The organism is Xanthobacter dioxanivorans (assembly GCF_016807805.1).
GTDB lineage: Bacteria > Pseudomonadota > Alphaproteobacteria > Rhizobiales > Xanthobacteraceae > Xanthobacter > Xanthobacter dioxanivorans.
On record NZ_CP063362.1, the window covers coordinates 5,628,830 to 5,649,750 of the forward strand.

A 20,921-nucleotide genomic window follows, 5' to 3' on the forward strand; every position below is an offset into this window, starting at 1 on the left:
CATGACCTCATCCCCAGACTATGTGCGCGACGGCACCGCCATCTACGAGCGCTCCTTCGCCATCATCCGCGCCGAGGCGGACCTGTCGCGCTTCTCCCCGGACGAGGAGGACGTGGCGGTCCGCATGATCCACGCCTGCGGCCTCGTGGAGGCGGCGCGGGATTTCGTGTTCGGCCCCGGCTTCGTCGCCGCCGCCCGCGCCGCGCTGACGGCCGGCGCGCCGATCCTGTGCGATGCGCAGATGGTGGTGCACGGCATCACCCGCGCCCGCCTGCCGGCCACCAACGAGGTGCTCTGCACCCTGCGCGATCCCGCCGTTCCGGCGCTGGCGGAACAGCTCGGCACCACCCGCTCGGCCGCAGCCCTCGAATTGTGGGGCGACCGGCTGGCCGGCGCGGTCGTGGCCATCGGCAACGCCCCCACCGCCCTCTTCCACCTGCTGGAGATGCTGGACAGGGGCGCGCCGCGCCCGGCCGCCATCCTCGGCATGCCGGTGGGCTTCGTCGGCGCGGCCGAATCCAAGGATGCGCTGGCGGAGAATCCGCGCGGCGTGCCCTTCGCCATCGTGCGCGGGCGGCTGGGCGGCAGCGCCATCACCTCCGCCGCGGTGAACGCACTGGCGAGGGCGGGGCTATGAGCGGCCGCCTGATCGGCGTCGGCGTCGGCCCCGGCGACCCGGACCTGCTCACCCTCAAGGCGGTGAAGGCCATCGCCGGCGCCGACGTGGTGGGCTATTTCGCCAAGGCCGGCAATGTCAGCCATGCCCGCCGCATCGCGCAGGCGCATTTCCCCGCCCATGCCATCGAGCTTCCGCTCAACTATCCCGTCACCACCGAGATCCACCGGCACGCCGACGCCTACCGCACGGCCATCGGCGCCTTCTACGACGCATCGGCGGAAGTGGTGGCCGCGCATCTGATCGCCGGGCGCACCGTGGCGGTGCTGAGCGAGGGCGACCCGCTGTTCTACGGCTCCTACATGCACCTGCACGTGCGGCTCGCGTCGCGGTTTCCGGCGCAGGTCATCCCTGGCGTCACCGGCATGTCGGGGTGCTGGTCGCAGGCCGGCGCGCCCATCGCCCAGGGCGACGACGTGCTGATGGTGCTGCCCGGCACGCTGGACGAGGCCGAGCTTTCCCGCCGCCTCCGGGAGGCCGACGCGGCGGTGATCATGAAGGTGGGCCGCAACCTGCCGAAGATCCGCCGGGCGCTGGCCGCCGCCGGACGGCTGGAGCGCGCCCTCTATGTGGAGCGCGGCACCATGGCCGATTGCGCCCTGGTGCCGCTGGCCGAGCGCGGCGAGGAGCGGGCGCCCTATTTCTCCATCGTGCTGGTGCCCGGCTGGGAGCACGCCGCATGAGCGGCGAGACCAGCGGGCGCCTCACCGTGGTGGGCCTCGGCCCCGGCGCGGCGCGGCAGATGACGCCCGAGGCCGCCGCCGCGGTGGAGGCGGCCGACCTTCTGTTCGGCTACGCCCCCTATCTCGCCCGCCTGCCGGAGCGTGCCGGCCAAAAGCGCATCCCCTCCGACAACCGCGAGGAGATCGCCCGCGCCTCGGCCGCCCTGGAGGCGGCGGCGGCGGGCGCGAAGGTGGCCATGGTGTCCGGCGGGGACCCTGGCGTCTTCGCCATGGCGGCGGCGGTGTGCGAGGCCATCGAGCACGGCCCCGATGCCTGGCGCGCGCTGGAGGTGGAAATGGTGCCCGGCGTCACCGCAATGCTGGCGGTGGCCGCCCGCTGCGGCGCCCCCTTGGGGCACGATTTCTGCGCCCTTTCCCTCTCCGACAACCTGAAGCCGTGGGCGCTGGTGGAAAAACGCCTGGTGCTGGCTGCCGAGGCCGGCTTCGTCATCGCGCTCTACAATCCCGTCAGCCGGGCGCGGCCGTGGCAGCTCGGGCGGGCGTTCGAGCTGCTGCGCGGGCACCTGCCGGGCCACGTGCCGGTGGTGTTCGGCCGGGCGGCGGGGCGCGCCGACGAGCGCATCGGCCTCTTCACCCTCGCCGAGGCCGATCCGGCGCGGGCGGACATGGCCACCTGCATCCTCATCGGCACCACCGAGACCCGCATCGTACTGCGCCCCGGCCTCGCCCCCCTCGTCTATGCGCCGCGCTCGGCCCCGGCCGCGTCGTGACCGAGGCGGCCGAGCAGCCAGGCTTCCGCCTCGGCCGGGGTATCAACCGCCGGCACGGCGGGCACGCGCGGCCGGGCGATCAGCACCACCTCGATGCCCAGCCCCCGCGCCGCCGCCATCTTGCCGTACGTGGCCGAGCCGCCGCTGTTCTTGGCGACGATGACCTCGATGCCATGGGCCTGAAGCAGCGCCCGGTCGTCCACCTCGCCGAACGGCCCGCGCCCCAGCACGTAGTCGGCGCGCGGCACCGCCAGCGGCGGCACGACCGGATCGACGCTGCGCACCAGATAGGCATGCTGCGGCGCCGCCTCGAAGGCGCGCACCTCGTTGCGGCCGAGGGCGAGGAAGGCCCGGCGCGGCGCCGGCCCCAGCGCCGCCACCGCCGCCGGCACGTCCGCCACCTCGCGCCAGCGGTCGCCCGCCACCGGCATCCATGGCCCGCGCCGCAGGGCGAGGAGCGGCACCCCCGCCGCCGCGCAGGCCTCCGCAGCGTTGAAGGACATGCGGGCGGCATAGGGATGGGTGGCATCCACCACGGCGGCGATTCCCTCCGCCCTGAGGTAGGCTTCAAGCCCCGCGGCACCGCCGAAGCCGCCGACCCGCACGGGCACGGGCTGGGGCGCGGGGTTTTCCGTGCGCCCGGCAAGGGACACAATGACATTCAGGCCGGCGCGCCCGGCGAGGCGCTGCGCCAGCGCGCGGGCCTCGCTCGTGCCGCCGAGAAGGAGAATGCGCGGGACCATGGCTGAAGGGGCGACGTCTGAAGCGGTGGAGGTCATGCCGCAGACAAGTGCCCCACCGGGGTGCTGGCTGTCCATCGTCGGCATCGGCGAGGACGGGGCGGACGGCCTGTCCCCCGCCGCCCGCGCCGCCATTTCCGCTGCCGAGATGGTGTTCGGCGGGCCACGGCACCTCGCCTTGGCCGGCGCTCTCGTCACCGGCGAGGCCCGGACGTGGCCGAGCCCGTTCAGCCTGTCCGGCGTGCTCGCCGCGCGCGGGCGGCGCGTCTGCGTGCTCGCCTCCGGCGATCCCTTCCTGCATGGCGTCGGCGCGAGCCTGTCCCGCCATGTCCCGGCGCTGGAGATGCGCGCCTTTCCCGCCCCCTCCGCCTTCTCGCTCGCCGCCGCCCGACTCGGCTGGGCGCTGCAGGAGGCGGACCTCGTTTCCCTCCATGCCCGCCCGGTGGCGCGCCTGCGGCCCTTCTTGCAGGACGGCGCGCGGCTGATCCTGCTGACTTCCGACGGGAACGGCCCCCGGCAGGTGGCGGACTTCGCCGCCGCCCACGGCTTCGGCCCCTCGCGCCTGGTGGTGCTGGAGGCGTTGGGCGGCCCGGCCGAGCGGGTGCGCGAGACGCAGGCGGAGGCCTTCGCCTTCACCGACGTCGCCGCCCTGAACGTGGTGGCGCTGGAGGTGGTGGCGGCCCCGGATGCCGCCGTGCTGCCGCTGGCCAGTGGCCTGCCGGACGAAGTGTTCGCGCATGACGGGCAGATCACCAAGCGCGAGATCCGCGCCCTGACCCTGTCGTCCCTCGCGCCCCGGCGCGGCGAGCTGTTGTGGGATATCGGCGCGGGCGCCGGCTCCATCGCCATCGAATGGCTGCTGGCGCATCCGAGCCTGGCGGCGATCGCCATCGAGGAAAATCCCGAGCGGGCGGCGCGCATCGCCCGCAACGCTTCTTCCCTCGGCGTGCCGCACCTGAAGGTGGTGGAAGGTGCGGCACCGGGCGCCCTTGCGGGGCTGCCCGCCCCGGATGTCATCTTCATCGGCGGCGGCGCCAGCGAGGCCGGCGTGTTCGACGCGGCCCGCGCGGCGCTGAAGGGCGGCGGGCGCATGGTCGCCAACGCGGTGACGCTGGAGACGGAGGCGCTGCTTCTGGCCGCCCACGCCCGGCTCGGCGGCGACCTGGTGCGCATCGCCTTGTCACGGTCGTCGCCGGTGAAGGGCATGACCGGCTGGCGGCCGGCCATGCCGGTCACCCAATGGCGCTGGACCAAGCCGCGCGACGCGGACGGGAGCAGAGGGGACGGGGCATGATCGTGGCCGGCATCGGCTCGAAGCGGGGGGTCAGCGTGGAGGAGGTGCTGGCCGCGTTCGACGCCGCCCTCACGCGCGCCGCACTTGCCCGCGCCGACATCTCCCTCATCGCCGCACCGGCGGTGAAGGGGGCGAGGCCGGCATCAGCGAGGCGGCGGCCCAGCTCGGCCTGCCGCTCGTCCTCGTGCCGCAGACTCAGCTTGAAGCCGCCTCCAACCGCACCAAGACCCGATCGGAACGCGTCATCGCCCTGCTCCACGTGCCCTCGGCGGCCGAGACGGCGGCGCTGGCCGCCGCCGGCGCCACCGCCCGGCTGCTCGGTCCGCGCCTCGCCCTCGGCCCCGTCACCTGCGCGCTGGCGCGGCGGGGGACGAGGCGTGAGCGTCCATTTCATCGGCGCGGGACCGGGCGCCGCCGACCTCATCACCGTGCGCGGGCGCGACCTCATCGCCCGCTGCCCGGTCTGCCTTTATGCCGGCTCCATCATCCCGCCGGAGCTCCTGACCTGGTGCCCGCCCGGCGCGCGCATCGTCGACACGGCGCCTCTCGACCTCGACCGCATCGAGGCGGAATACGTGCGTGCCTTCGAAGCCGGAGAAGACGTGGCGCGCCTGCATTCGGGCGACCTTTCCGTCTACAGCGCCGTGGCCGAGCAGATGCGCCGGCTGGACCGGCTGGGCATCCCCTACACGCTCACCCCCGGCGTGCCGGCCTTCGCCGCGGCGGCGGCGCTCCTGCGGCGGGAGCTGACCGTGCCGGAGGTGGCGCAGAGCCTCGTCATCACCCGCGTCTCCGGCCGCGCCTCGGCCATGCCGGAGGCGGAAAAGCTCGCCGCCTTCGCCGCGACGGGGGCGACGCTGGCCATTCACCTCGCCATCCACGCCCTCGACCGGGTGGTGGCGGAGCTGACGCCGGTGCTCGGCGCCGACTGCCCGGTGGCGGTGGTGGCCAAGGCCTCCTGGCCGGACGAACGCATCCTCACCGGCACCCTCGGCGACATCGCCGGCCAGCTCGCCGCCGATCCCATCCCGCGCACCGCGCTGATCCTGGTGGGCCGGGCGCTGGCGGCGCAGGATTTCCGCGAGAGCGCGCTCTACGACACCGCCTATGTCCGCCGCTTCCGCGGGGGCGGGGCATGAGGCTTAGCTCAGCCTTTCGCCGGGGCGAAGGGGGCGCGGCCCATGAGGGCGCCGTCGCGGTCGAACACAGTGATCTCCAGCAGGATATCGCTGCGGTCGAGCGCCCGCGCGGCGGTGGCGAAGGCGGCGCGGGCCACGCAATCGCCCAGCGGGAAGCCGTCCGTGGCGGCGATCTGGAAGGCCTGCGCCACCATGTGGGCGGAGCCGATGCGCGCGGCGAGGTCAGGGTCGGCGCCCGCCGCCGCCGCCAGCGCCGCGAGGGCCGGCATATCGGCGCTGCCGCGCTTGGAATGCAGGTCCAGCAGCCCCTGCGCCAGCTTGGTCATCTTCGCCACGCCCCCCGCCACCGTGACCTTCGCCACCGGATGGGCGCGCACATATTTCAGCATGCCGCCGACGAAGTCGCCCATGTCGATGAGGGCGACCTCGGACAGACCGTGCAGCTTCTGCACCGCCCCTTCCGAGGCATTGCCGGTGGCCCCGGCCACATGGTCGAGCCCCATGGCGCGGGCGACGTCGATGCCGCGATGGATGGAGTGGATCCACGCGGCGCAGGAATAGGGCACGACGATGCCGGTGGTGCCAAGCACCGACAGGCCGCCGACGATGCCGAGGCGCGGATTGAGCGTCTTCAGCGCCAGCGCCGCGCCGTCCGCGATGGCGATCTCCACCTGCGCGTCCGCCGCGACGCCGGCCGCATCCGCCACCTCGCGGATGCCGGCGGCGATCATGCGGCGGGGCACGGGATTGATGGCCGGCTCGCCGGGCGGAATGGGAAGGCCGGGGCGGGTCACCGTGCCCACGCCCTCGCCGGCCCGGAAGGTGACGCCCGCTCCCTCGGCGCCGCGCCGCACGGTGGCGGTGACGAGGGCGCCGTGGGTCACGTCCGGGTCGTCCCCGGCATCCTTGACGATGCCGGCGGTGGCGCTGTCGGCGCCCATGTGGTGCATCGCCAGGGCGAAGGCGGGGCGGGCGCCGTTCGGCAGCTCCACCTCCACCGGATCGGGAAAGGCGCCGGTGACCAGGGCGGCGAAGGCGGCCTTGGCGGCGCCGGCGGCGCAGGTGCCCGTGGTCCAGCCGCGCTTGAGCGGCCGGTCGGCGGGGGCGCCGTCCGGAAGATCGCTGGGCTCGTCGCTGGGACCGTCGCCGGGCTCTTGGCTCATGCCTGCCTTGATAGAGAGGCCGGGACGACAGCGGAAGGGGCGCGGGCGTGAACACCCCCCACCCGTCCGCCCCCCGCGGCCTCCTCGTCGCCGCCCCACGCTCCGGCTCGGGCAAGACCACGGTCACGCTGGCGCTGCTGGCGGCGCTGGCGCGGCGGGGCCTCGGCGTGCGGGCGGTGAAATCCGGGCCGGACTATATCGACCCCGCCTTCCACGCCGCCGCCACCGGCCGGCCGGGGCTCAACCTCGACAGCTGGGCCATGCCGCCCGCGCTCGTGGACTACCTCGCCACCGGCGCCATCGCCGGGGCGCAGGTGCTGGTGGCCGAGGGAGCCATGGGCCTGTTCGACGGGGTGGCGGGCGAGGCCGGCCGCACCGGCGCCGGCGCCGACATCGCCGCGCGCCTGGGCCTGCCGGTGCTGCTGGTGCTGGACGTGTCCGGCCAGTCGCAGACCGCCGCCGCCGTGCTGCGCGGCTTCCTCACCCACGATCCGCGCGTGCGCATCGCCGGCGTGGTGCTCAACAAGCTGGGCAGCCCGCGCCACGAGCGGATGATTCGAGAGGCCATGGCGCCGCTGGGCGTGCCCATCCTCGGCACGGTGCCGCGCGAGGCCGGCATCGTCCTGCCGGAACGCCATCTCGGCCTCGTCCAGGCGGGAGAGACCGGCGACCTCGCCGAGCGCCTCGCGACCCTGGCGGACCTGGCGGAGCGCCATCTCGACCTCGACGGCATCCTCGCCGCCGCGGGAACGCCCGCCATCGGCGCCGGCGACGGGCACGCGCTGCTGCGCCCGCCCGGCCAGCGCATCGCGCTGGCGCAGGATGCGGCCTTCAGCTTCATGTATGCCCATGTGCTGGAGGGCTGGCGGGCGCTGGGGGCGCAGGTGCTGCCCTTCTCGCCCCTGGCCGACGAAGCCCCCGACCCGGCCTGCGACGCCCTGTGGCTGCCCGGCGGCTATCCCGAGCTGCATGCCGGCCGGCTCGCGGCGGCGACGCGCTTCCGCGACGGGGTCCGCGCCTTCGCGCGGGGCCGGCCGGTGCACGGCGAGTGCGGCGGCTACATGGTGCTGGGCCAAGCCCTCACGGATGCGGAGGGCACGACCCACCCCATGCTCGGCCTCCTCGACCTTCAGACCAGCTTCGCGCGGCGCAAGATGAATCTCGGCTATCGCGCCGCGCGCCTCATCGCCCCTTCCCCCTTGGGGGCGGCCGGGGAGACGGTGCGCGGCCACGAATTCCACTACGCCACGGTGACCACGCGCGGCGCGGACGCCCCCCTCGCCGACCTTGCCGACGCCGAGGGCCGGAGCCTCGGGGCCGCCGGCAGCCGGCGCGGGCCGGTCACCGGCAGCTTCTTCCACGCCATCGCCCGCGACTAGGCCCGCGCGGGGCTGATCACGCCTTGCGGATGGTGACGGCCAGAATGCGCCTGGCCACCAGAACCGCGAACGGAATGGCGACGAGCGCGCCGATGCCCGCCGCGATGGGGATGAGCTGCATGCCCTGGCTGCTCAGCGAGGGAATGGTCAGAACCGCCATGATGGCGACGCCCGCGAAGACGGTGCCGAGCATGAGCCAGACGATGATTGCAACCTTGAGCATTTTTTAGGCTCCCGCGGCAGACGCTCCCTGGATACGCTCTTCCGCTGGGTTCGCTGTTGATGCCGATCAAGATGGGACGGTCACCCAAGGTCGCATGCAATTACTGCATACCGCCAACCGGCGTCGCAGCGCTATACTTGCCACAGGCGGCCGCCGGACACCGGAACGGATACGCCGTGCATCCCGGGGAGGGACGCGATGCAGTGCCAGTTCAAGGAAGACGATTTCCGCCAGGCCGTGCTCGACGTGGTGAGCCACAAGGACGGCCAGGCCATCATCATCCAGGTGGTGGGCGGCAGCACCATCACCGGCTTCGCGCCGATGAGCGTGGGCCGTGACTACCTGCGGTGCCAGATCGCCGCCGGCACCGGGCAGAAGGAACAGGTGGTGCCCTTCCACTCCATCACCTGCGTCCGCTGAACCAGCGGGCGCTGGCCCCTCGATCCTATATCGTATATCAACGCGGGCGCGTCCCCTCCCCCGCCTGCGCCCCTTCTTGCGCACAGGAGCACTCCCATGGCAGCACCCCAGCCCCTCACCCGTTCCGAAGCCCCGCGCTTCACCCTCCTGCGCGACAAGATGCTGATCGGCGGCGCCTGGGTGGATGCCGACGGGGGCGAGACCATTCCCGTCAACAATCCGGCCACGGGCGAGATCATCGGCACCGTTCCGAAGGCCGGCGCCGCCGAGACGCGCCGCGCCATCGAGGCCGCTGCCGAGGCCTTCAAGGCCTGGCGCGCCACCACCGCCGCCGAGCGGGCGCTGAAGCTCCACAAGCTCGCCGACCTCATCACCGCCCATGCCGACGAGCTGGCGCTCATCCTCACCACCGAGCAGGGCAAGCCGCTGGCCGAGGCCAAGGGCGAGATCGGCGCCTCCGCCGCCTATGTGCGCTGGTTCGCGGAAGAGGCCCGGCGGGCCTATGGCGACGTGATCCCCTCCCCGTGGGCGAACCGGCGCATCCTCGTCACCAAGGAGCCGGTGGGCGTGGTCGCCGCCGTCACCCCCTGGAACTTCCCCTCCTCCATGCTCTCGCGCAAGATCGGCGCGGCGCTGGCGGCGGGCTGCACCGTGGTGGCGAAGCCCTCCGAGCTCACCCCCTATTCCGGCCTCGCCTGGGGCGTTTTGGCGGAGATGGCCGGCATCCCGGCGGGCGTGGTCAACATCGTGGTCGGCGAGGCCCCGGCCATCGGCGGGGAGATGACCTCCAACCCGCTGGTCAAGAAGGTGACCTTCACCGGCTCCACCCCGGTGGGCAAGCTGCTGATGAAGCAGTCGGCCGACACCATGAAGAAGATCTCCATGGAGCTCGGCGGCAACGCGCCGTTCCTGGTGTTCGACGATGCCGACCTCGACCTCGCCGTGGAGCAGGCCATCGCCTCCAAGTTCCGCAATGTCGGCCAGACCTGCGTGTGCGCCAACCGCTTCTACGTGCAGTCCGGCATCTATGACGCCTTCGCCGCACGGTTCGCCGAGGCCTCGAAGAAGCTGAAGGTGGGCAACGGCCTCGACGAGGGCGTCGTCGCCGGCCCGCTGATCGACGACCGTGCCGTGGCCAAGGTGAACCGCCTCCTGAAGGATGCCCTGGACAAGGGCGCCACCGTGCTCACCGGCGGCAAGCAGCCGGCCCTCGGCGGCACCTTCTTCGAGCCCACCGTGCTCGCCGGCGCCACCCAGGACATGGCATTCGCCCGCGACGAGATCTTCGGGCCGCTGGCGCCGCTGTTCAAGTTCGAGACCGAGGACGAGGGCGTGTCCTACGCCAACGCCACCGAGTACGGCCTCGCCTGCTACTTCTTCACCAAGGACCTCGGCCGCGCCTTCCGCGTGGCGGAGAAGCTGGAATACGGCCAGGTGGGCATCAATGCCGGGGTGATCACCACCGAGGTCGCGCCCTTCGGCGGGGTCAAGGAGAGCGGCATGGGCCGCGAAGGCTCCAAGTACGGCCTCGATGACTACCTGAACATCAAGTACATGTGCGTCGGCGGGCTTTGAGCCGGCCGGGTTTCGTTCGACGACCCGGGCGGTGCGCCGCCCGGGTTTGCCTTCCCGGGGGTGCCTTGGGTGCCTCGCGCCCGGACACCGTGCGCCCCGGACGCATGCAGCGTGAGCGGAATGCGAGCCGGGACACGCGAGCGGGCGGCCGACGGGCGGCTGGTCCTACGGCGCGAAGCGCAGGGCGATGCCGATGCGGTTCCAGGCGTTGATGGTGGCGACGGCCACCGTCAGGAACAGCGCCTCGTCCTCCGAGAACTCCGCCCGCAGGGCGGCCCAGGCCTCGTCGGAGGCGGCCTCGGCGTCGAGCGCCGTCAGCGTCTCGGCATAAGCGAGCGCCGCTTTCTCCCGCGCCGTGAACAGGCCCGCCTCCCACCAGGTGGCGAGAAGATCGAGCTTGTCCTGCGCCACGCCCGCCTTGCGCGCGAGGCCGAGGTGGAATTTCAGGCAGAAGGCGCAGCCGTTGATCTGGGAAGCGCGCAGCTTCACCAGCTCGGTCAGGCCCTTCTCGAGGCCCGAGGCGTCCACCGCCTTGGTGAGGGCGGCGAGGCCGGCATAGACGTCCGGCGCGCGGGCGGTGAAATCCTTGTAGCCGGGACGGGCGAGGGGTTCGCTCATGCGGGGTCCTTTCCAGTGGCAGTTCGCGCCCGCCTCTTCAGCTTTTCAGCCGGTAGCCGGTGCGGAACATCCAGCGCACGATGAGGAGGCAGACGATCAGGAAGCCGAGGGTCATGGCGGCGCTGACCTCCACCCCCACGTCGGAGCGGCCGAAGAAGCTCCAGCGGAAGCCCGAGACCAGGTAGACGACGGGGTTGAACAGCGTCACCGTGCGCCAGATCGGGGGCAGCATGTCCAGCGAGTAGAAGGTGCCGCCGAGGAAGGTGAGCGGCGTGATCACCAGCATGGGAATGAGCTGCAACCGCTCGAACCCGTCCGCCCAGATGCCGATGATGAAGCCGAACAGCGAGAACGTCACCGCGGTGAGCACGAGGAACGCCAGCATCCAGAACGGGTGGCGGATCTCCATGGGCACGAACAGCGCGGCGGTCGCAAGGATGATGAGCCCCAGCACCATGGACTTGGTCGCCGCCGCGCCCACGTAGCCCGCGACGATCTCGAACGGCGAGACCGGGGCCGACAGCAGCTCGTAGATGGTGCCGGTGAAGCGCGGGAAGTAGATGGCGAAGGCGGCGTTGCTGATGGACTGGGTGAGCAGGGTCAGCATCATCAGGCCGGGCACGATGAAGGCGCCGTAGGGCACCCCGCCCACCTCCGACATGCGCGAGCCGATGGCCGAGCCGAACACCACGAAATAGAGCGAGGTGGACAGCACCGGCGAGACGATGGACTGGCCGATGGTGCGCTTCGTGCGGTTCATCTCGAAGCTGTAGATGGCGCGGATGGCTTGCAGGTTCACGGCGCGCGCCTCACCAGGCTCACGAAGATGTCTTCGAGGGAGCTTTGCTCCGTGTGGAGGTCCTTGAAGGCGATCGCCTGCGCCGAGAGCGCCGCCAGAAGGCCGGCGATGGAGCGGCCGGCGCCCTCCTCGCCCGCGCCGTCGGCGGTGTAGCTGTAGGTGAGGCAGCCGCCGTCCTGCGACAGAGCGAGGCCGTAGGGGGCAAGGGTGTCGGGGATCGCGGCCAGCGGCTCGGCGAGCTCGATGTTGAGCTGCTTCTTGCCGAGCTTGCGCATGAGCGCGGCCTTGTCCTCCACCAGGATCAGCTCGCCCTTGGCGATCACCCCGACCCGGTCGGCCATCTCCTCGGCCTCTTCCAGGTAATGCGTGGTGAGGATGATGGTGACGCCGCTCTCGCGCAGCTCGCGCACCAGGCGCCACATGTCGCGCCGCAGCTCCACGTCGACGCCGGCGGAAGGCTCGTCGAGGAACAGCACGTCGGGCTCGTGGGACAGGGCCTTGGCGATGAGCACGCGCCGCTTCATGCCGCCCGAGAGCGTCATGATCCTGGCGTCCTTCTTCTCCCAGAGGGAGAGGCTCCGCAGCACCTTCTCGATATGGGCCGGATCGGCCCTGCGGCCGAACAGCCCGCGCGAGAAGCTCACCGTCGCCCACACCGTCTCGAACGAATCGGTTGTGAGCTCCTGCGGCACGAGGCCGATGCGCGAGCGGGCCGCCCGGTAGTCGGCCACGATATCGTACCCGGCCACGCTCACGCTGCCCGAGGTGGGATTCACCAGGCCGCAGATGATGGAGATGAGGGTGGTCTTGCCCGCCCCGTTGGGGCCGAGCAGGGCGAAGATCTCGCCGCGCCGGATGTCGAGGGTGACATCCTTCAGGGCCACATGGCCGGTCGCGTAGGTCTTGCCGACGCCGGAAACGCGGATGACGCTCGATGGGGGGGCGCTAGTCGCAGGGCCGCTCATGGGGCCGCTTTAGACCACGTCGCGACGGCGGCGGGAAGCCCCGCCGCCGTCTTGTCCGGCTTCGGTCAAGCGCCCTGGATGGCGCTGAGCTTCCACGCGCCGGCCTGCCCCTCGCGCACGAAGGTCCACACCTCCGTGCTTTCGCCGGGGCCCGCGGTGTCGCCCGAGACGACGCGGCCGCTCGCGCGGTCCACCATCACGTCGCGGGCTCCATAGCGCATGGCGACGGTGGCGTAGTCGCGTGTGCCCTCGCGCCACGATTCGGCGAGGTCGCCCTGCAGCAGCTTCACGTCGGAGACCTCGTTGCGCTGCCCGCGCTCGGCGTTCTCGCGCAGCTCGTCGGACAGGTGGCCGAACATCTCCGTCGTCGTGTGCTCCATCAGCGTGCCCTGATCCTCGCGGCTATAGGCGGACTGGATGGTGCCGAGCAGGCGCTCGAACGCGTCGAAATCGGCGGGAGCGATGCCGATCTCGACGCTGCGCGCGGGCGCTGCCGACGCAGTCGCGGCGACCGGCGCCACGCTCGGGCCGCGCGCTGCTCCGACGCCGGGAATCGCGCTGCGCCCGGCAGCGGGCGCAGGCGTGGGCGCAGGCCTGGGCGAAGACCCGGAAACCGGCGCGGAACCGGAAAGCGGTCCCTGCCGGGCGAACGTCCCGGGCGCGGGGCCAGCGCCGGCACCGGCTGCGGCGGGCGCCGGCCGTGCGCCGCGCAGCAGCCGCATCACCAGCATGACGGCAAGGACGGCGAGGCCGACCTGGAGCAGCAGGCCCAGCATGCCCGCAAGGCCGCCGAGCCCCTGCCCCATGAGAAGGCCGATCACGCCGCCGATGAGCAGGCCGCGCATGAGCGCGCCACCGAAGCCGCTGCCGAACATGGACGGCCGCGCGGCCGCCGCCGGCGGGCGCTGGGCGGCCGTGGGGGCGGCCTGCGGCGTGGTGGAGCGCTGGACCGGCGCCGCGGTGCCCGGCGCCGTGGGCGTTGCCGCCGGGGCCTGGTAGGTCCGCGTGCCGCGGCTGCCGATGGACCCGCCGCGGCGCGCCTCGGCGTGGTCGGCGGCGACAAGGCTCAGCGCTCCGGCGACGGCGAGCGCCGCCAGCAGGGTTCGCTTGCGAAAGAGGGACATTCCTTCTCATTCCTCCCGCGACGCACGGCACCTGCCGCAGCGTCAATGACCGGATTGATATGGGGGGCCCGGCGGCGATTGCGAGGGGCGGGCCGTCAAGTCGGCCTGATGCGCGGCAGCTTGAAATCCGGCGGCGAGGCGCGTCCCCGGCCATTGGAGGACCGGCGGCTTGAAACCGGGGCGCCCCCATCGGGCCCTCTTGCGTTGGCCCCCGGCCGCTGCACTGCTAAGGTCCGGCCGCCTGCCGCGCCGCCCCTTGGAGACCTCTCATGTCCGCCGCATTGCGCGCCCTGCGCCTTCTCGCCTGTTCCGCCATGCTCCTGTCCGCAACCGGAGCGTCAGCCGAGCCGGTGGGCGTGACCGTGCGCAACGAGAGCGTGGCGGCCACCTGCGCGGAGACGGACAACGTCACCCTGACCTTCGCCGCCGACAAGGTGGACAAGTTCCGCATCATCGCCCGCCATCCGGCCTATATCGGCACGCTGGCGCTCGACCGGACGGATCCGGACTTCGAGACCTGCGACATGGCGCGGGACCCGGTGGTGCTCGCCGATCAGGTTCCCCCGCCGGCGACGGCGAACACCGCCCCCAAGCGGGTCACCATCTTCGAGACGCCGGATCTCTGGCTGACCGGCTATATCTTCCCGTCGTTCTGGCGGGCGGCCACCGTCCCGTTCCGCGTCGGCGGGGAGGTGACGCAGGGCCTGCACATGGTGCAGGTCTGGGTCCGCAACGAAGGCAAGGCGGAAGAGGTGCTGGTGGTCTACCCGCCCGACGGCTACTGGCGCGCCCGCCCCCTCTCGCCCCAGCACCTGAAGAACACCGCCTACGGCTCGTCCTTCCTGGTCGGGCCGGTGGAACAGGCGGAGCGCCCGCTGGTGCGCCTGAAGGAGATCGACTTCGCGCCGCAGACGCGCGCCTTCACCCTGCACTTCGCGGACGGCGGCAAGGCCCGCATGCAGATCGCCAAGCTCGACCGCGACGCGATCACCCTCGAAGTTCAGTTCGACGGCCAGAACCCGCGCACCTTCGCCGCCTTGCGCTCCATGTATGTCACCGAGGGCAACGCCGACGTGGCGCGGGTCGCCTGGCGCACGCTGGCCAAGGGAGGCATGGGCGAAGCCCCCGTCATGAGCTTCGCCGACGCCGAGAACGTGAGCATGCTGTGGGCCGGCCGCCTCGTGCCGTCGCGCCATAATACCAGCGCGCCCGACTATATCTTCGAGGGCTTCTCGGGGAAGTGACCGGCATCGGCGCGACGCGCCGGGGCGGAACTCAAGCCCGGCGCGGGGGGGCGCCAGAGTTTAATTACCGGCGGGGTCGGCTTCGTGGCATACTCCCGCCACACGACTGTCGTGTGGTAGCAAGGTCCTGCCCAAGGGTAAGGTCCTGCCCAAGGGTAAGGCCCTGCCAACGCGACAGCGCCACATGCTTAAGGAAGCGGGGAATCGACGGTCGGGAGTGGTCGCACGGTGAAGCTTTCTTGTCGTGGCCCTTGGCGGTTCCGGGCGCAGCGGCCTGCTGCGCAGCGGCCGGCGGCGCTGTTTTCCCGGCGCTGCCCCGAGCGGCCTGACATGGGCCCTCGGGACGACTGAGATGCGCCCCTTCATCATGCAGCCTGCAGGCCCCCCGGTCGAGAAGCCGGGCACCGCGGCCGGCGCGGCTCCGCCTGATTCGGGTCCCGGCCCGGGGGCGCGAGCCCCGATGCCCGGATTGGGGCAGGACGGGCTGGAGCTGCTGCTGTTCGCCGTGTTCTACGGCTGCCTGATGGTGGCGACCACCGAAGTCGGCCGGAAGCTCGGAGTCTTCCCGGCGCTGTGGCCGGCCGACGCCATCGCCGTGGGCATCTATTTCCTGCTGCACAAGACGGCGCTCGGGCGCCACGCCGTCGCCATCACCGCGGTGGCCTTCCTGCTGCGCGTCTTCCATTTCGGCGACGACTTCGCCCTCGCGCTCGCGGCCAGCATGGCGAGCGGGCTCGTGTTCGCCCTGGTGGTGTGGGGCTGTGCCCGCGCCGGCATGGAGCGGGAGGCGTTCCTCAGCGTCCCCATGGTCATCAGCCTGGCGCTGGTCGCCGTGGTGGGGACGTTCCCCGGCGCGTTGCTGGCCGCCTTCGTCCAGTTCGTCGACGTGGGCGGCACCTTCGGCGGCCGGCTCATGCGCTGGTGGGTGCCGGAAATGGCGAGCGTGGTGCTCCTGCTGCCGCCGTTCCTGCTGTGGGCGGGCCGAACCGAGGATCGCGGTTTCGAGGACATGGCCGCGACGGCGCCGCGGTCCTTCCTGCACGTTTCCGCCGCCGAGGAGCTGTCGCTCGCCGCCTTCGCGCTGCTGCTCGCCACCGGCGCGGCCGCCTATTACGGCGAGCCCCTGTTCATCGATATCGGCGGCGCCATCCTGCTGTGGTTCGCCTTCCGCCTCGGAGTCTTCCCCACGTCGCTGGCAGCGTCCGCCTTCTCCCTCGCGATGATCGCGCTCGCCGTGGGCCGGGTCCTGACCGCCCCCGACGACAAGGTGGTGAGCAGCCTGCTCCACCTCCAGGGACGGCTCGTGCTGGCCACGCTGCCTGCCCTGCTGATTGCCGCCATCATGTCCCAGCGCGCGCGGCAGCAGCGCGAGCTGCAGGAGGACCGCCGGCGCCTCGCCTATGCCCTCGACGGGGCCAATGACGGCATCTGGGACTGGCATATTCCCTCCGACACCATTTTCTTCAGCGCCCGCACCTTCCGCATGCTCGGCTACGATCCCACCGAAGCGCCGGGCCACCTGTCGGACTACGCCCCGCTGGTGCATCCGGACGATCTGCCGGTGCTCGTCAAATCCTACAAGGACCACGTGGCGGGCCGGCATCTGCTCTACCAGGCGGAGCTGCGGGCGCGCCATCGCAACGGCTCCTACTTCTGGCTGCTCAAGCGCGGCAAGGTGGTGGAGCGCGACGCGGAGGGCATGCCCCTGCGCGCCGTGGGCACGCTCACCGACATCTCCCAGCGCAAGCACCTGGAAGCCGCGCTGGAGCACGCCGCCTCGCATGATCCGCTCACCGGCCTCGCCAACCGCGCCGGCTTCGACCGGGCATTGGAGCAGGCGCGGCGCCGGCTCGTCCGCGACGGCGCCCTCTTCGCGGTGCTGCTGGTGGACATCGACCACTTCAAGACGGTGAACGACCGCTACGGCCACATGGCCGGCGACCTGCTCCTCACCACCGCGGCGCGCCGCCTGCAGTCGGCGATCCGCGCCGGCGACCTCGTGGCCCGCTATGGCGGCGACGAATTCGCCATCGTGGCCGCCGGCAAGAACAAGGAGGAGTTCGCCGTCATGGCGGAACGCCTCCACTCCCACCTCTCCCGCCCGGTGGAAGTGGAGGGGCTGGTCCTGCCCGCCTCCTTCTCCATGGGCATGGCGGTGGCGGACGACAAGACCCTCGACGCCCCCGCCCTCATCGCCGAGGCGGACGCCGCGCTCTACTCGGCCAAGGACGCCGGACGCGGCACGTGGCGCGCGGTGGGCGTCGCCGCCCGGCGCGCCATCGGCTATCGCGCGACCTGACGCCGGCTCCGCCCGGGCGGAGCCGGCGTCCCTCGCCGCACGCAAGGGCGCGATGCGGAGTTCGCCCCGCGCCAGCCCCGACGACGCCGAACCAGGACCGGCCGAACCAGCACCGGCCGAACCAGCACCGGATGCGGCCCCGCGCGTCGTCGAGCCGCAAGACGGCTTCCGGCCAGAAAGACGGCTTCCGGCCAGACCGCGTCCGACCGCAGGAAGAATCAGGAACAGACCCTCAGGCGATGGCGAGCACCGCCTCCGCCTCCAGCACGCCGCCGGCACCGCCGATGACCGTCTCCTCCAGCCCCTTCGCCTCGGTGGCGAGATTCTCCGCGAAGAAGCGCGCCAGCGCGATGCGCGCCGACAGCCGCGGATCGGTGCCCCCGGCGGAGCGCTCGGCATAGGCGGCGAGCGCCACCTTGGCGAGGTAGGCGCCGCCGGCCGCGCGCGCGAACAGGCGCAGGTACGGCGTCGCCCCGGCCAGCGCCTTGGCCGGCTCCTCGGGCAGCCAGTCGAGCATCTTGCGCGTGGTCCGCCCCAGCGCGTCCACCGCCTCGCCGAGGCGGGTCCCGGCATGGCCGAAATCGGGCACGTTCAGCGCGGCGACCTCATCGGCGATGTCGCGATAGTCGGCGATGAGGGCCTCGACCACGTCGCCGTCCTCCTGCGGCAGCTTGCGGGTGACGAGATCGATGGCCTGGATGCCGTTGGTGCCCTCATAGATGGCGAAGATGCGCGCGTCGCGCAGGTGCTGGGCGGCGCCCGTCTCTTCCACATAGCCCATGCCGCCATGCACCTGGATGCCGAGGGACGCCACCTCGGTGCCGATGTCGGTGGAGAAGGCCTTGGCCACGGGGGTGAGCAGGCTCGCCTCCGCCAGCGCGCTCGACCGCGCCAGCGGATCGGCCAGCCGGTGGGCGCGGTCGAGGGCGTCGGCGGTCTTCAGGCAGATGGCGCGGGCGGCATCCGTCTCCGCCCGCATGGTGAGCAGCATGCGCTTCACGTCCGGATGGGCGATGATGGGCGCGGCGCCGTCCACGCCGGGCGCCCTGCCCTGCCGGCGCTCCCTGGCATAGGCGAAGGCGCGCTGGGTGGCGCGCTCGGCCACCGCCACGCCCTGGATGCCCACGGCCAGGCGGGCGTTGTTCATCATGGTGAACATGCAGGCGAGCCCGCGATTCTCCTCGCCCACGAGGTACCCCACCGCGCCCTCGCCGGCCGCGCCGAAAGCCATGGTGCAGGTGGGCGAGCCGTTGAGGCCGAGCTTGTGCTCGATGCCGGCGCAGACCACGTCGTTGCGCGCCCCGAGGCTGCCGTCGGCATTGACCAGGAACTTGGGCACCACGAACAGGGAGATGCCGCGGGTGCCGGCCGGAGCATCCGGCAGGCGGGCGAGAACGAGGTGCACGATGTTCTCGGCCAGGTCGTGCTCGCCGTAGGAAATGAAAATCTTGGTGCCGAAGACGCGGTAGGTGCCGTCCGCCTGCTTCACCGCCTTGGCGCGCAGCGCGGACAGGTCCGATCCCGCCTGCGGCTCGGTGAGGTTCATGGTGCCGGTCCAGGTGCCGGCCACCATCTTCGGCAGGTAGGTGTTCTGCACCGCCGCCGAGCCATGGGCGGTGAGCGCCTCGATGGCGCCCATGGTGAGCACGCCGCCGATGCCGAAGGCGGGCGAGGCCGAGTTCCAGAACTCGGTGAGGGCCGAGGTGACGCAGGTGGGCAGGTGCTGGCCGCCGAACTCCTCCTCGGCCGCCACCGAGTTCCAGCCCGCTGCCGCCCAGGCCTCGTAGGCGCCGCGCCAGCCTTCCGGCGTGGTCACCGCGCCGTCGTTCAGGGTGCAGCCCTGCTTGTCCGCCCCCCGGTCGAGGGGGGCGATGACCGAGGCGGCGAACTTGCCGGCCTCGTCGAGGACCGGGTCCACCACGTCGAAGGACAGGTCCACCAGCCCCAGCTCCATGAGGCGCGGAAGGGCGGTGCAGGTCTTGAGGAAGAAGGAGACCTCTTCCACCGGTGCGCGATAGCTCATCTCGTCCCTCCCCGTTGCGCGTCTGCCGGCGCGCGCTTGACCGGCCTTGTCATCACGTTCGGGAGCCGGGTCCGACCGGGCCGAGCCGGACCGGCGGTCGATCCCGCTCTCTTTCGAGTTAGAGGACCATTCACCCTCCGAAGGAAAGCGATTCCGCTTCCCTCCGGACGGATGGCGCTCTAAGCACGCGGCGGCCGGCTTCCCACATCGCGGGGCCCGGCGGCTTCGTCAAGAGGCGCGCTCTGGCCCTTTGGTCGGACGCGCGGGTTCACGGCACCATGGCTCCTCCCGCACCGCCCCCTGCGCGCGCCACGCGCCTTGTCCCGACGACCGCCCCCGGTGCGTTCGCCGAGGCCGCGCGCCTGCTTGCGGCCGGCGGGCTCGTGGCCTTCCCCACCGAGACGGTCTACGGCCTCGGCGCCAACGCGGCGGACCCGCGGGCGGTGGCCGCGCTCTATGCGGCCAAGGGGCGGCCGGCCTTCAACCCGCTCATCGCCCACACCCACGATGCCGCCTCCGCCCGCCGGCTCGGCCACTTCAACCGCGCCGCCGGACTCCTCGCCGAGCGCTTCTGGCCCGGCCCGCTGACCCTGGTCGTGCCCTATGCGGGGGACGACGGCGTGTGCGAGCTCGCCCGCGCCGGGCTCGATACGGTGGCCCTGCGCGTGCCCTCGCACCCCGATGCCGCCGCCTTGCTCGCGGCCTTCGGCGGTGCCGTGGTGGCGCCCAGCGCCAACCGCTCCGGCCACGTCTCCCCCACCACCGCCCGGCACGTGATGGAAGACCTCGGCGGCCGCATCGACGCGGTGCTGGACGGGGGGCCGGCGCCGGTGGGGGTGGAATCGACCATTCTCGACGTGACCGGCGCGGTGCCCGTATTGCTGCGCCCCGGCGGGCTGGCGCGGGAGGTGATCGAGGCCGCCCTCGGCCATCCCCTCGCCCGCCCCGGCCGCGCCGACGACGCGCGCCCGGTGGCGCCCGGCCGCCTCGCCTCCCACTATGCGCCACGCGCCCGGCTGCGGCTCGACGCCGGCGATGTCGCGCCCGGCGAGGCGCTGCTGACCTTCGCCGGCGCCTTGCCGCCCGGCGCCGACCGCGCGGCGCAGGTGATCGACCTCAGCCCCTCGGGCGACCTCACCGAAGCCGCCGCCCGCCTCTATGGTGCCCTGCGCGGCCTCGACGCCTCGGGCTGCGCCGCCATCGCCGTGGTGCCGCTGCCGCATGAAGGGCTCGGCGAAGCCATCGCCGACCGCCTCGCCCGCGCCGCCGCACCGCGGCCGGCCGATGAAACCTCTGCAAGCGAGATCCCCACATGAGCGACATCCTCATCCACGCCGAAACGCCCACCCTCGCCTTCGGCCATGCGGAGGACGCGGACACGCCGGCCATCGTCGGCCTGTGGGAGCGCGCCGGGCTGACCCGGCCCTGGAACGACCCGCACGCGGACATCGCCCTCGCCCGCCGCGGTCCCCATTCCACCATCCTCCTCGCCAAGGCCGGCGCGAAGGACGGCGCGGTGCTGGCCGGATCGGTGATGGTCGGGCACGACGGCCACCGCGGCTGGATCTACTACCTCGCCGTGGAGCCCGCGCTCCAGGGCCGGGGCATCGGCCGCGCGCTGCTCATCGCCGCCGAGGACTGGCTGCGCGCCCGCGCGGTGCCCAAGCTCATGCTGCTGGTGCGTCCGGACAACGAACAGGTGCGCGGCTTCTACCAGGCGGCGGGCTACCTGGAGGAGCCCCGCGTGGTGTTCTCCCGCCGGCTGGACGGGAAATAGGCCCGCATCC

At 72.5% G+C, this 20,921-nt stretch carries 20 protein-coding genes and 1 pseudogene; 13 read left to right on the plus strand and 8 right to left on the minus strand.

The genetic code is table 11. The annotated features are described in order from the left end of the window. Position 1 precedes the first annotated feature (1 nt). From EZH22_RS26205 to EZH22_RS26215, 3 genes are read left to right on the plus strand one after another with little or no spacing between them, the layout of a single operon-like run. Positions 2 to 637, plus strand: a complete 636-nt coding sequence (locus EZH22_RS26205; protein WP_203193302.1) for a precorrin-8X methylmutase — start codon at positions 2 to 4, stop codon at positions 635 to 637. Continuing rightward, positions 634 to 1,359 (plus strand): precorrin-2 C(20)-methyltransferase, encoded by a 726-nt coding sequence (locus EZH22_RS26210; protein ID WP_203193303.1) that lies wholly within the window; start codon positions 634 to 636, stop codon positions 1,357 to 1,359. The genes EZH22_RS26205 and EZH22_RS26210 overlap by 4 nt, the downstream gene beginning before the upstream one ends. Beyond that, positions 1,356 to 2,129 carry a precorrin-3B C(17)-methyltransferase gene (locus tag EZH22_RS26215; protein WP_203193304.1) on the plus strand — a complete coding sequence of 258 codons (774 nt, stop codon included), beginning with the start codon at positions 1,356 to 1,358 and terminating at the stop codon, positions 2,127 to 2,129. The genes EZH22_RS26210 and EZH22_RS26215 overlap by 4 nt, the downstream gene beginning before the upstream one ends. Here the strand turns inward: EZH22_RS26215 and EZH22_RS26220 are convergent. Continuing rightward, positions 2,096 to 2,872, minus strand: coding sequence for a cobalt-precorrin-6A reductase (locus EZH22_RS26220; protein WP_203193305.1), 777 nt, complete (start codon positions 2,870 to 2,872; stop codon positions 2,096 to 2,098). The genes EZH22_RS26215 and EZH22_RS26220 overlap by 34 nt on opposite strands. Before the next feature lie 34 nt (positions 2,873 to 2,906). Here EZH22_RS26220 and cbiE point away from each other — a divergent pair, with 34 nt between their 5' ends. The 3 genes and pseudogenes from cbiE (at position 2,907) to cobM (ending at position 5,302) form a co-directional block, all read left to right on the plus strand. Beyond that, positions 2,907 to 4,163: a precorrin-6y C5,15-methyltransferase (decarboxylating) subunit CbiE gene (gene cbiE, locus EZH22_RS26225; protein WP_203196775.1), complete on the plus strand. Its 1,257-nt coding sequence runs from the start codon at positions 2,907 to 2,909 to the stop codon at positions 4,161 to 4,163. A gap of 184 nt (positions 4,164 to 4,347) precedes the next feature. Next, positions 4,348 to 4,464: pseudogene (locus EZH22_RS32075) on the plus strand (cobalamin biosynthesis protein); the annotation flags it as partial. A gap of 76 nt (positions 4,465 to 4,540) precedes the next feature. Continuing rightward, positions 4,541 to 5,302, plus strand: coding sequence for a precorrin-4 C(11)-methyltransferase (gene cobM / locus EZH22_RS26235; RefSeq protein WP_203193306.1), 762 nt, complete (start codon positions 4,541 to 4,543; stop codon positions 5,300 to 5,302). 8 nt (positions 5,303 to 5,310) lie between these two features. Here cobM and EZH22_RS26240 read toward each other — a convergent pair whose 3' ends face one another. After that, complete coding sequence (locus EZH22_RS26240) at positions 5,311 to 6,465, minus strand: cobalt-precorrin-5B (C(1))-methyltransferase (protein WP_203193307.1); 1,155 nt, start codon at positions 6,463 to 6,465, stop codon at positions 5,311 to 5,313. Positions 6,466 to 6,512: 47 nt separating this feature from the next. Here EZH22_RS26240 and EZH22_RS26245 point away from each other — a divergent pair, with 47 nt between their 5' ends. Then, positions 6,513 to 7,844 carry a cobyrinate a,c-diamide synthase gene (locus EZH22_RS26245; RefSeq protein ID WP_203193308.1) on the plus strand — a complete coding sequence of 444 codons (1,332 nt, stop codon included), beginning with the start codon at positions 6,513 to 6,515 and terminating at the stop codon, positions 7,842 to 7,844. A 16-nt stretch (positions 7,845 to 7,860) separates the two neighbouring features. On the opposite strand, the gene EZH22_RS26250 is transcribed toward EZH22_RS26245, so the two are convergent. Beyond that, entirely contained in the window at positions 7,861 to 8,067 is a 207-nt protein-coding gene (locus tag EZH22_RS26250) for a hypothetical protein (RefSeq protein WP_203193309.1), read from the minus strand. Between the two features lie 198 nt (positions 8,068 to 8,265). Between EZH22_RS26250 and EZH22_RS26255 the strand changes: the two genes are divergently transcribed. Both EZH22_RS26255 and EZH22_RS26260 read left to right on the plus strand, forming a co-directional pair. Continuing rightward, positions 8,266 to 8,487, plus strand: a complete 222-nt coding sequence (locus EZH22_RS26255; protein WP_203193310.1) for a hypothetical protein — start codon at positions 8,266 to 8,268, stop codon at positions 8,485 to 8,487. Positions 8,488 to 8,583: 96 nt separating this feature from the next. Further along, positions 8,584 to 10,062: an NAD-dependent succinate-semialdehyde dehydrogenase gene (locus EZH22_RS26260; RefSeq protein WP_408647647.1), complete on the plus strand. Its 1,479-nt coding sequence runs from the start codon at positions 8,584 to 8,586 to the stop codon at positions 10,060 to 10,062. A 165-nt stretch (positions 10,063 to 10,227) separates the two neighbouring features. On the opposite strand, the gene EZH22_RS26265 is transcribed toward EZH22_RS26260, so the two are convergent. From EZH22_RS26265 to EZH22_RS26280, 4 genes are all read right to left on the minus strand, one after another. Then, entirely contained in the window at positions 10,228 to 10,680 is a 453-nt protein-coding gene (locus tag EZH22_RS26265; protein ID WP_203193311.1) for a carboxymuconolactone decarboxylase family protein, read from the minus strand. A 37-nt stretch (positions 10,681 to 10,717) separates the two neighbouring features. Further along, positions 10,718 to 11,479, minus strand: a complete 762-nt coding sequence (locus EZH22_RS26270; RefSeq protein WP_203193312.1) for an ABC transporter permease — start codon at positions 11,477 to 11,479, stop codon at positions 10,718 to 10,720. Next, positions 11,476 to 12,444: an ABC transporter ATP-binding protein gene (locus tag EZH22_RS26275; protein WP_203193313.1), complete on the minus strand. Its 969-nt coding sequence runs from the start codon at positions 12,442 to 12,444 to the stop codon at positions 11,476 to 11,478. Before EZH22_RS26275 ends, EZH22_RS26270 begins: the two co-directional genes overlap by 4 nt. Before the next feature lie 65 nt (positions 12,445 to 12,509). Then, positions 12,510 to 13,568 (minus strand): TIM44-like domain-containing protein, encoded by a 1,059-nt coding sequence (locus EZH22_RS26280; protein WP_203193314.1) that lies wholly within the window; start codon positions 13,566 to 13,568, stop codon positions 12,510 to 12,512. Between the two features lie 269 nt (positions 13,569 to 13,837). Between EZH22_RS26280 and EZH22_RS26285 the strand changes: the two genes are divergently transcribed. Both EZH22_RS26285 and EZH22_RS26290 read left to right on the plus strand, forming a co-directional pair. Further along, positions 13,838 to 14,812, plus strand: a complete 975-nt coding sequence (locus EZH22_RS26285; RefSeq protein ID WP_203193315.1) for a hypothetical protein — start codon at positions 13,838 to 13,840, stop codon at positions 14,810 to 14,812. A gap of 460 nt (positions 14,813 to 15,272) precedes the next feature. Continuing rightward, on the plus strand, positions 15,273 to 17,111 hold the full coding sequence (locus EZH22_RS26290; protein WP_203193316.1) for a sensor domain-containing diguanylate cyclase: 1,839 nt from the start codon (positions 15,273 to 15,275) through the stop codon (positions 17,109 to 17,111). 232 nt (positions 17,112 to 17,343) lie between these two features. On the opposite strand, the gene EZH22_RS26295 is transcribed toward EZH22_RS26290, so the two are convergent. After that, on the minus strand, positions 17,344 to 19,134 hold the full coding sequence (locus EZH22_RS26295) for an acyl-CoA dehydrogenase (protein WP_203193317.1): 1,791 nt from the start codon (positions 19,132 to 19,134) through the stop codon (positions 17,344 to 17,346). A gap of 278 nt (positions 19,135 to 19,412) precedes the next feature. Between EZH22_RS26295 and EZH22_RS26300 the strand changes: the two genes are divergently transcribed. Continuing rightward, positions 19,413 to 20,450 (plus strand): L-threonylcarbamoyladenylate synthase, encoded by a 1,038-nt coding sequence (locus EZH22_RS26300; RefSeq protein ID WP_203193318.1) that lies wholly within the window; start codon positions 19,413 to 19,415, stop codon positions 20,448 to 20,450. Beyond that, positions 20,447 to 20,911: a GNAT family acetyltransferase gene (locus tag EZH22_RS26305; protein WP_203193319.1), complete on the plus strand. Its 465-nt coding sequence runs from the start codon at positions 20,447 to 20,449 to the stop codon at positions 20,909 to 20,911. The genes EZH22_RS26300 and EZH22_RS26305 overlap by 4 nt, the downstream gene beginning before the upstream one ends. The last annotated feature ends 10 nt before the right edge of the window (positions 20,912 to 20,921 follow it).

Excerpts from the sequence above, each read along its gene's own strand:
- EZH22_RS26260 (WP_408647647.1), top strand. The coding sequence starts at position 8,584 with ATGGCAGCACCCCAGCCCCTCACCCGTTCCGAAGCCCCGCGCTTCACC.
- EZH22_RS26275 (WP_203193313.1), bottom strand. The coding sequence starts at position 12,444 with ATGAGCGGCCCTGCGACTAGCGCCCCCCCATCGAGCGTCATCCGCGTT.
- EZH22_RS26205 (WP_203193302.1), top strand. The coding sequence starts at position 2 with ATGACCTCATCCCCAGACTATGTGCGCGACGGCACCGCCATCTACGAG.
- EZH22_RS26280 (WP_203193314.1), bottom strand. The coding sequence starts at position 13,568 with ATGTCCCTCTTTCGCAAGCGAACCCTGCTGGCGGCGCTCGCCGTCGCC.
- EZH22_RS26285 (WP_203193315.1), top strand. The coding sequence starts at position 13,838 with ATGTCCGCCGCATTGCGCGCCCTGCGCCTTCTCGCCTGTTCCGCCATG.
- EZH22_RS26265 (WP_203193311.1), bottom strand. The coding sequence starts at position 10,680 with ATGAGCGAACCCCTCGCCCGTCCCGGCTACAAGGATTTCACCGCCCGC.
- EZH22_RS26220 (WP_203193305.1), bottom strand. The coding sequence starts at position 2,872 with ATGGTCCCGCGCATTCTCCTTCTCGGCGGCACGAGCGAGGCCCGCGCG.
- EZH22_RS26210 (WP_203193303.1), top strand. The coding sequence starts at position 634 with ATGAGCGGCCGCCTGATCGGCGTCGGCGTCGGCCCCGGCGACCCGGAC.
- EZH22_RS26255 (WP_203193310.1), top strand. The coding sequence starts at position 8,266 with ATGCAGTGCCAGTTCAAGGAAGACGATTTCCGCCAGGCCGTGCTCGAC.
- EZH22_RS26290 (WP_203193316.1), top strand. The coding sequence starts at position 15,273 with ATGCCCGGATTGGGGCAGGACGGGCTGGAGCTGCTGCTGTTCGCCGTG.
- EZH22_RS26250 (WP_203193309.1), bottom strand. The coding sequence starts at position 8,067 with ATGCTCAAGGTTGCAATCATCGTCTGGCTCATGCTCGGCACCGTCTTC.
- EZH22_RS26300 (WP_203193318.1), top strand. The coding sequence starts at position 19,413 with ATGGCTCCTCCCGCACCGCCCCCTGCGCGCGCCACGCGCCTTGTCCCG.
- cbiE (WP_203196775.1), top strand. The coding sequence starts at position 2,907 with ATGCCGCAGACAAGTGCCCCACCGGGGTGCTGGCTGTCCATCGTCGGC.
- EZH22_RS26305 (WP_203193319.1), top strand. The coding sequence starts at position 20,447 with ATGAGCGACATCCTCATCCACGCCGAAACGCCCACCCTCGCCTTCGGC.
- EZH22_RS26240 (WP_203193307.1), bottom strand. The coding sequence starts at position 6,465 with ATGAGCCAAGAGCCCGGCGACGGTCCCAGCGACGAGCCCAGCGATCTT.
- EZH22_RS26215 (WP_203193304.1), top strand. The coding sequence starts at position 1,356 with ATGAGCGGCGAGACCAGCGGGCGCCTCACCGTGGTGGGCCTCGGCCCC.
- EZH22_RS26295 (WP_203193317.1), bottom strand. The coding sequence starts at position 19,134 with ATGAGCTATCGCGCACCGGTGGAAGAGGTCTCCTTCTTCCTCAAGACC.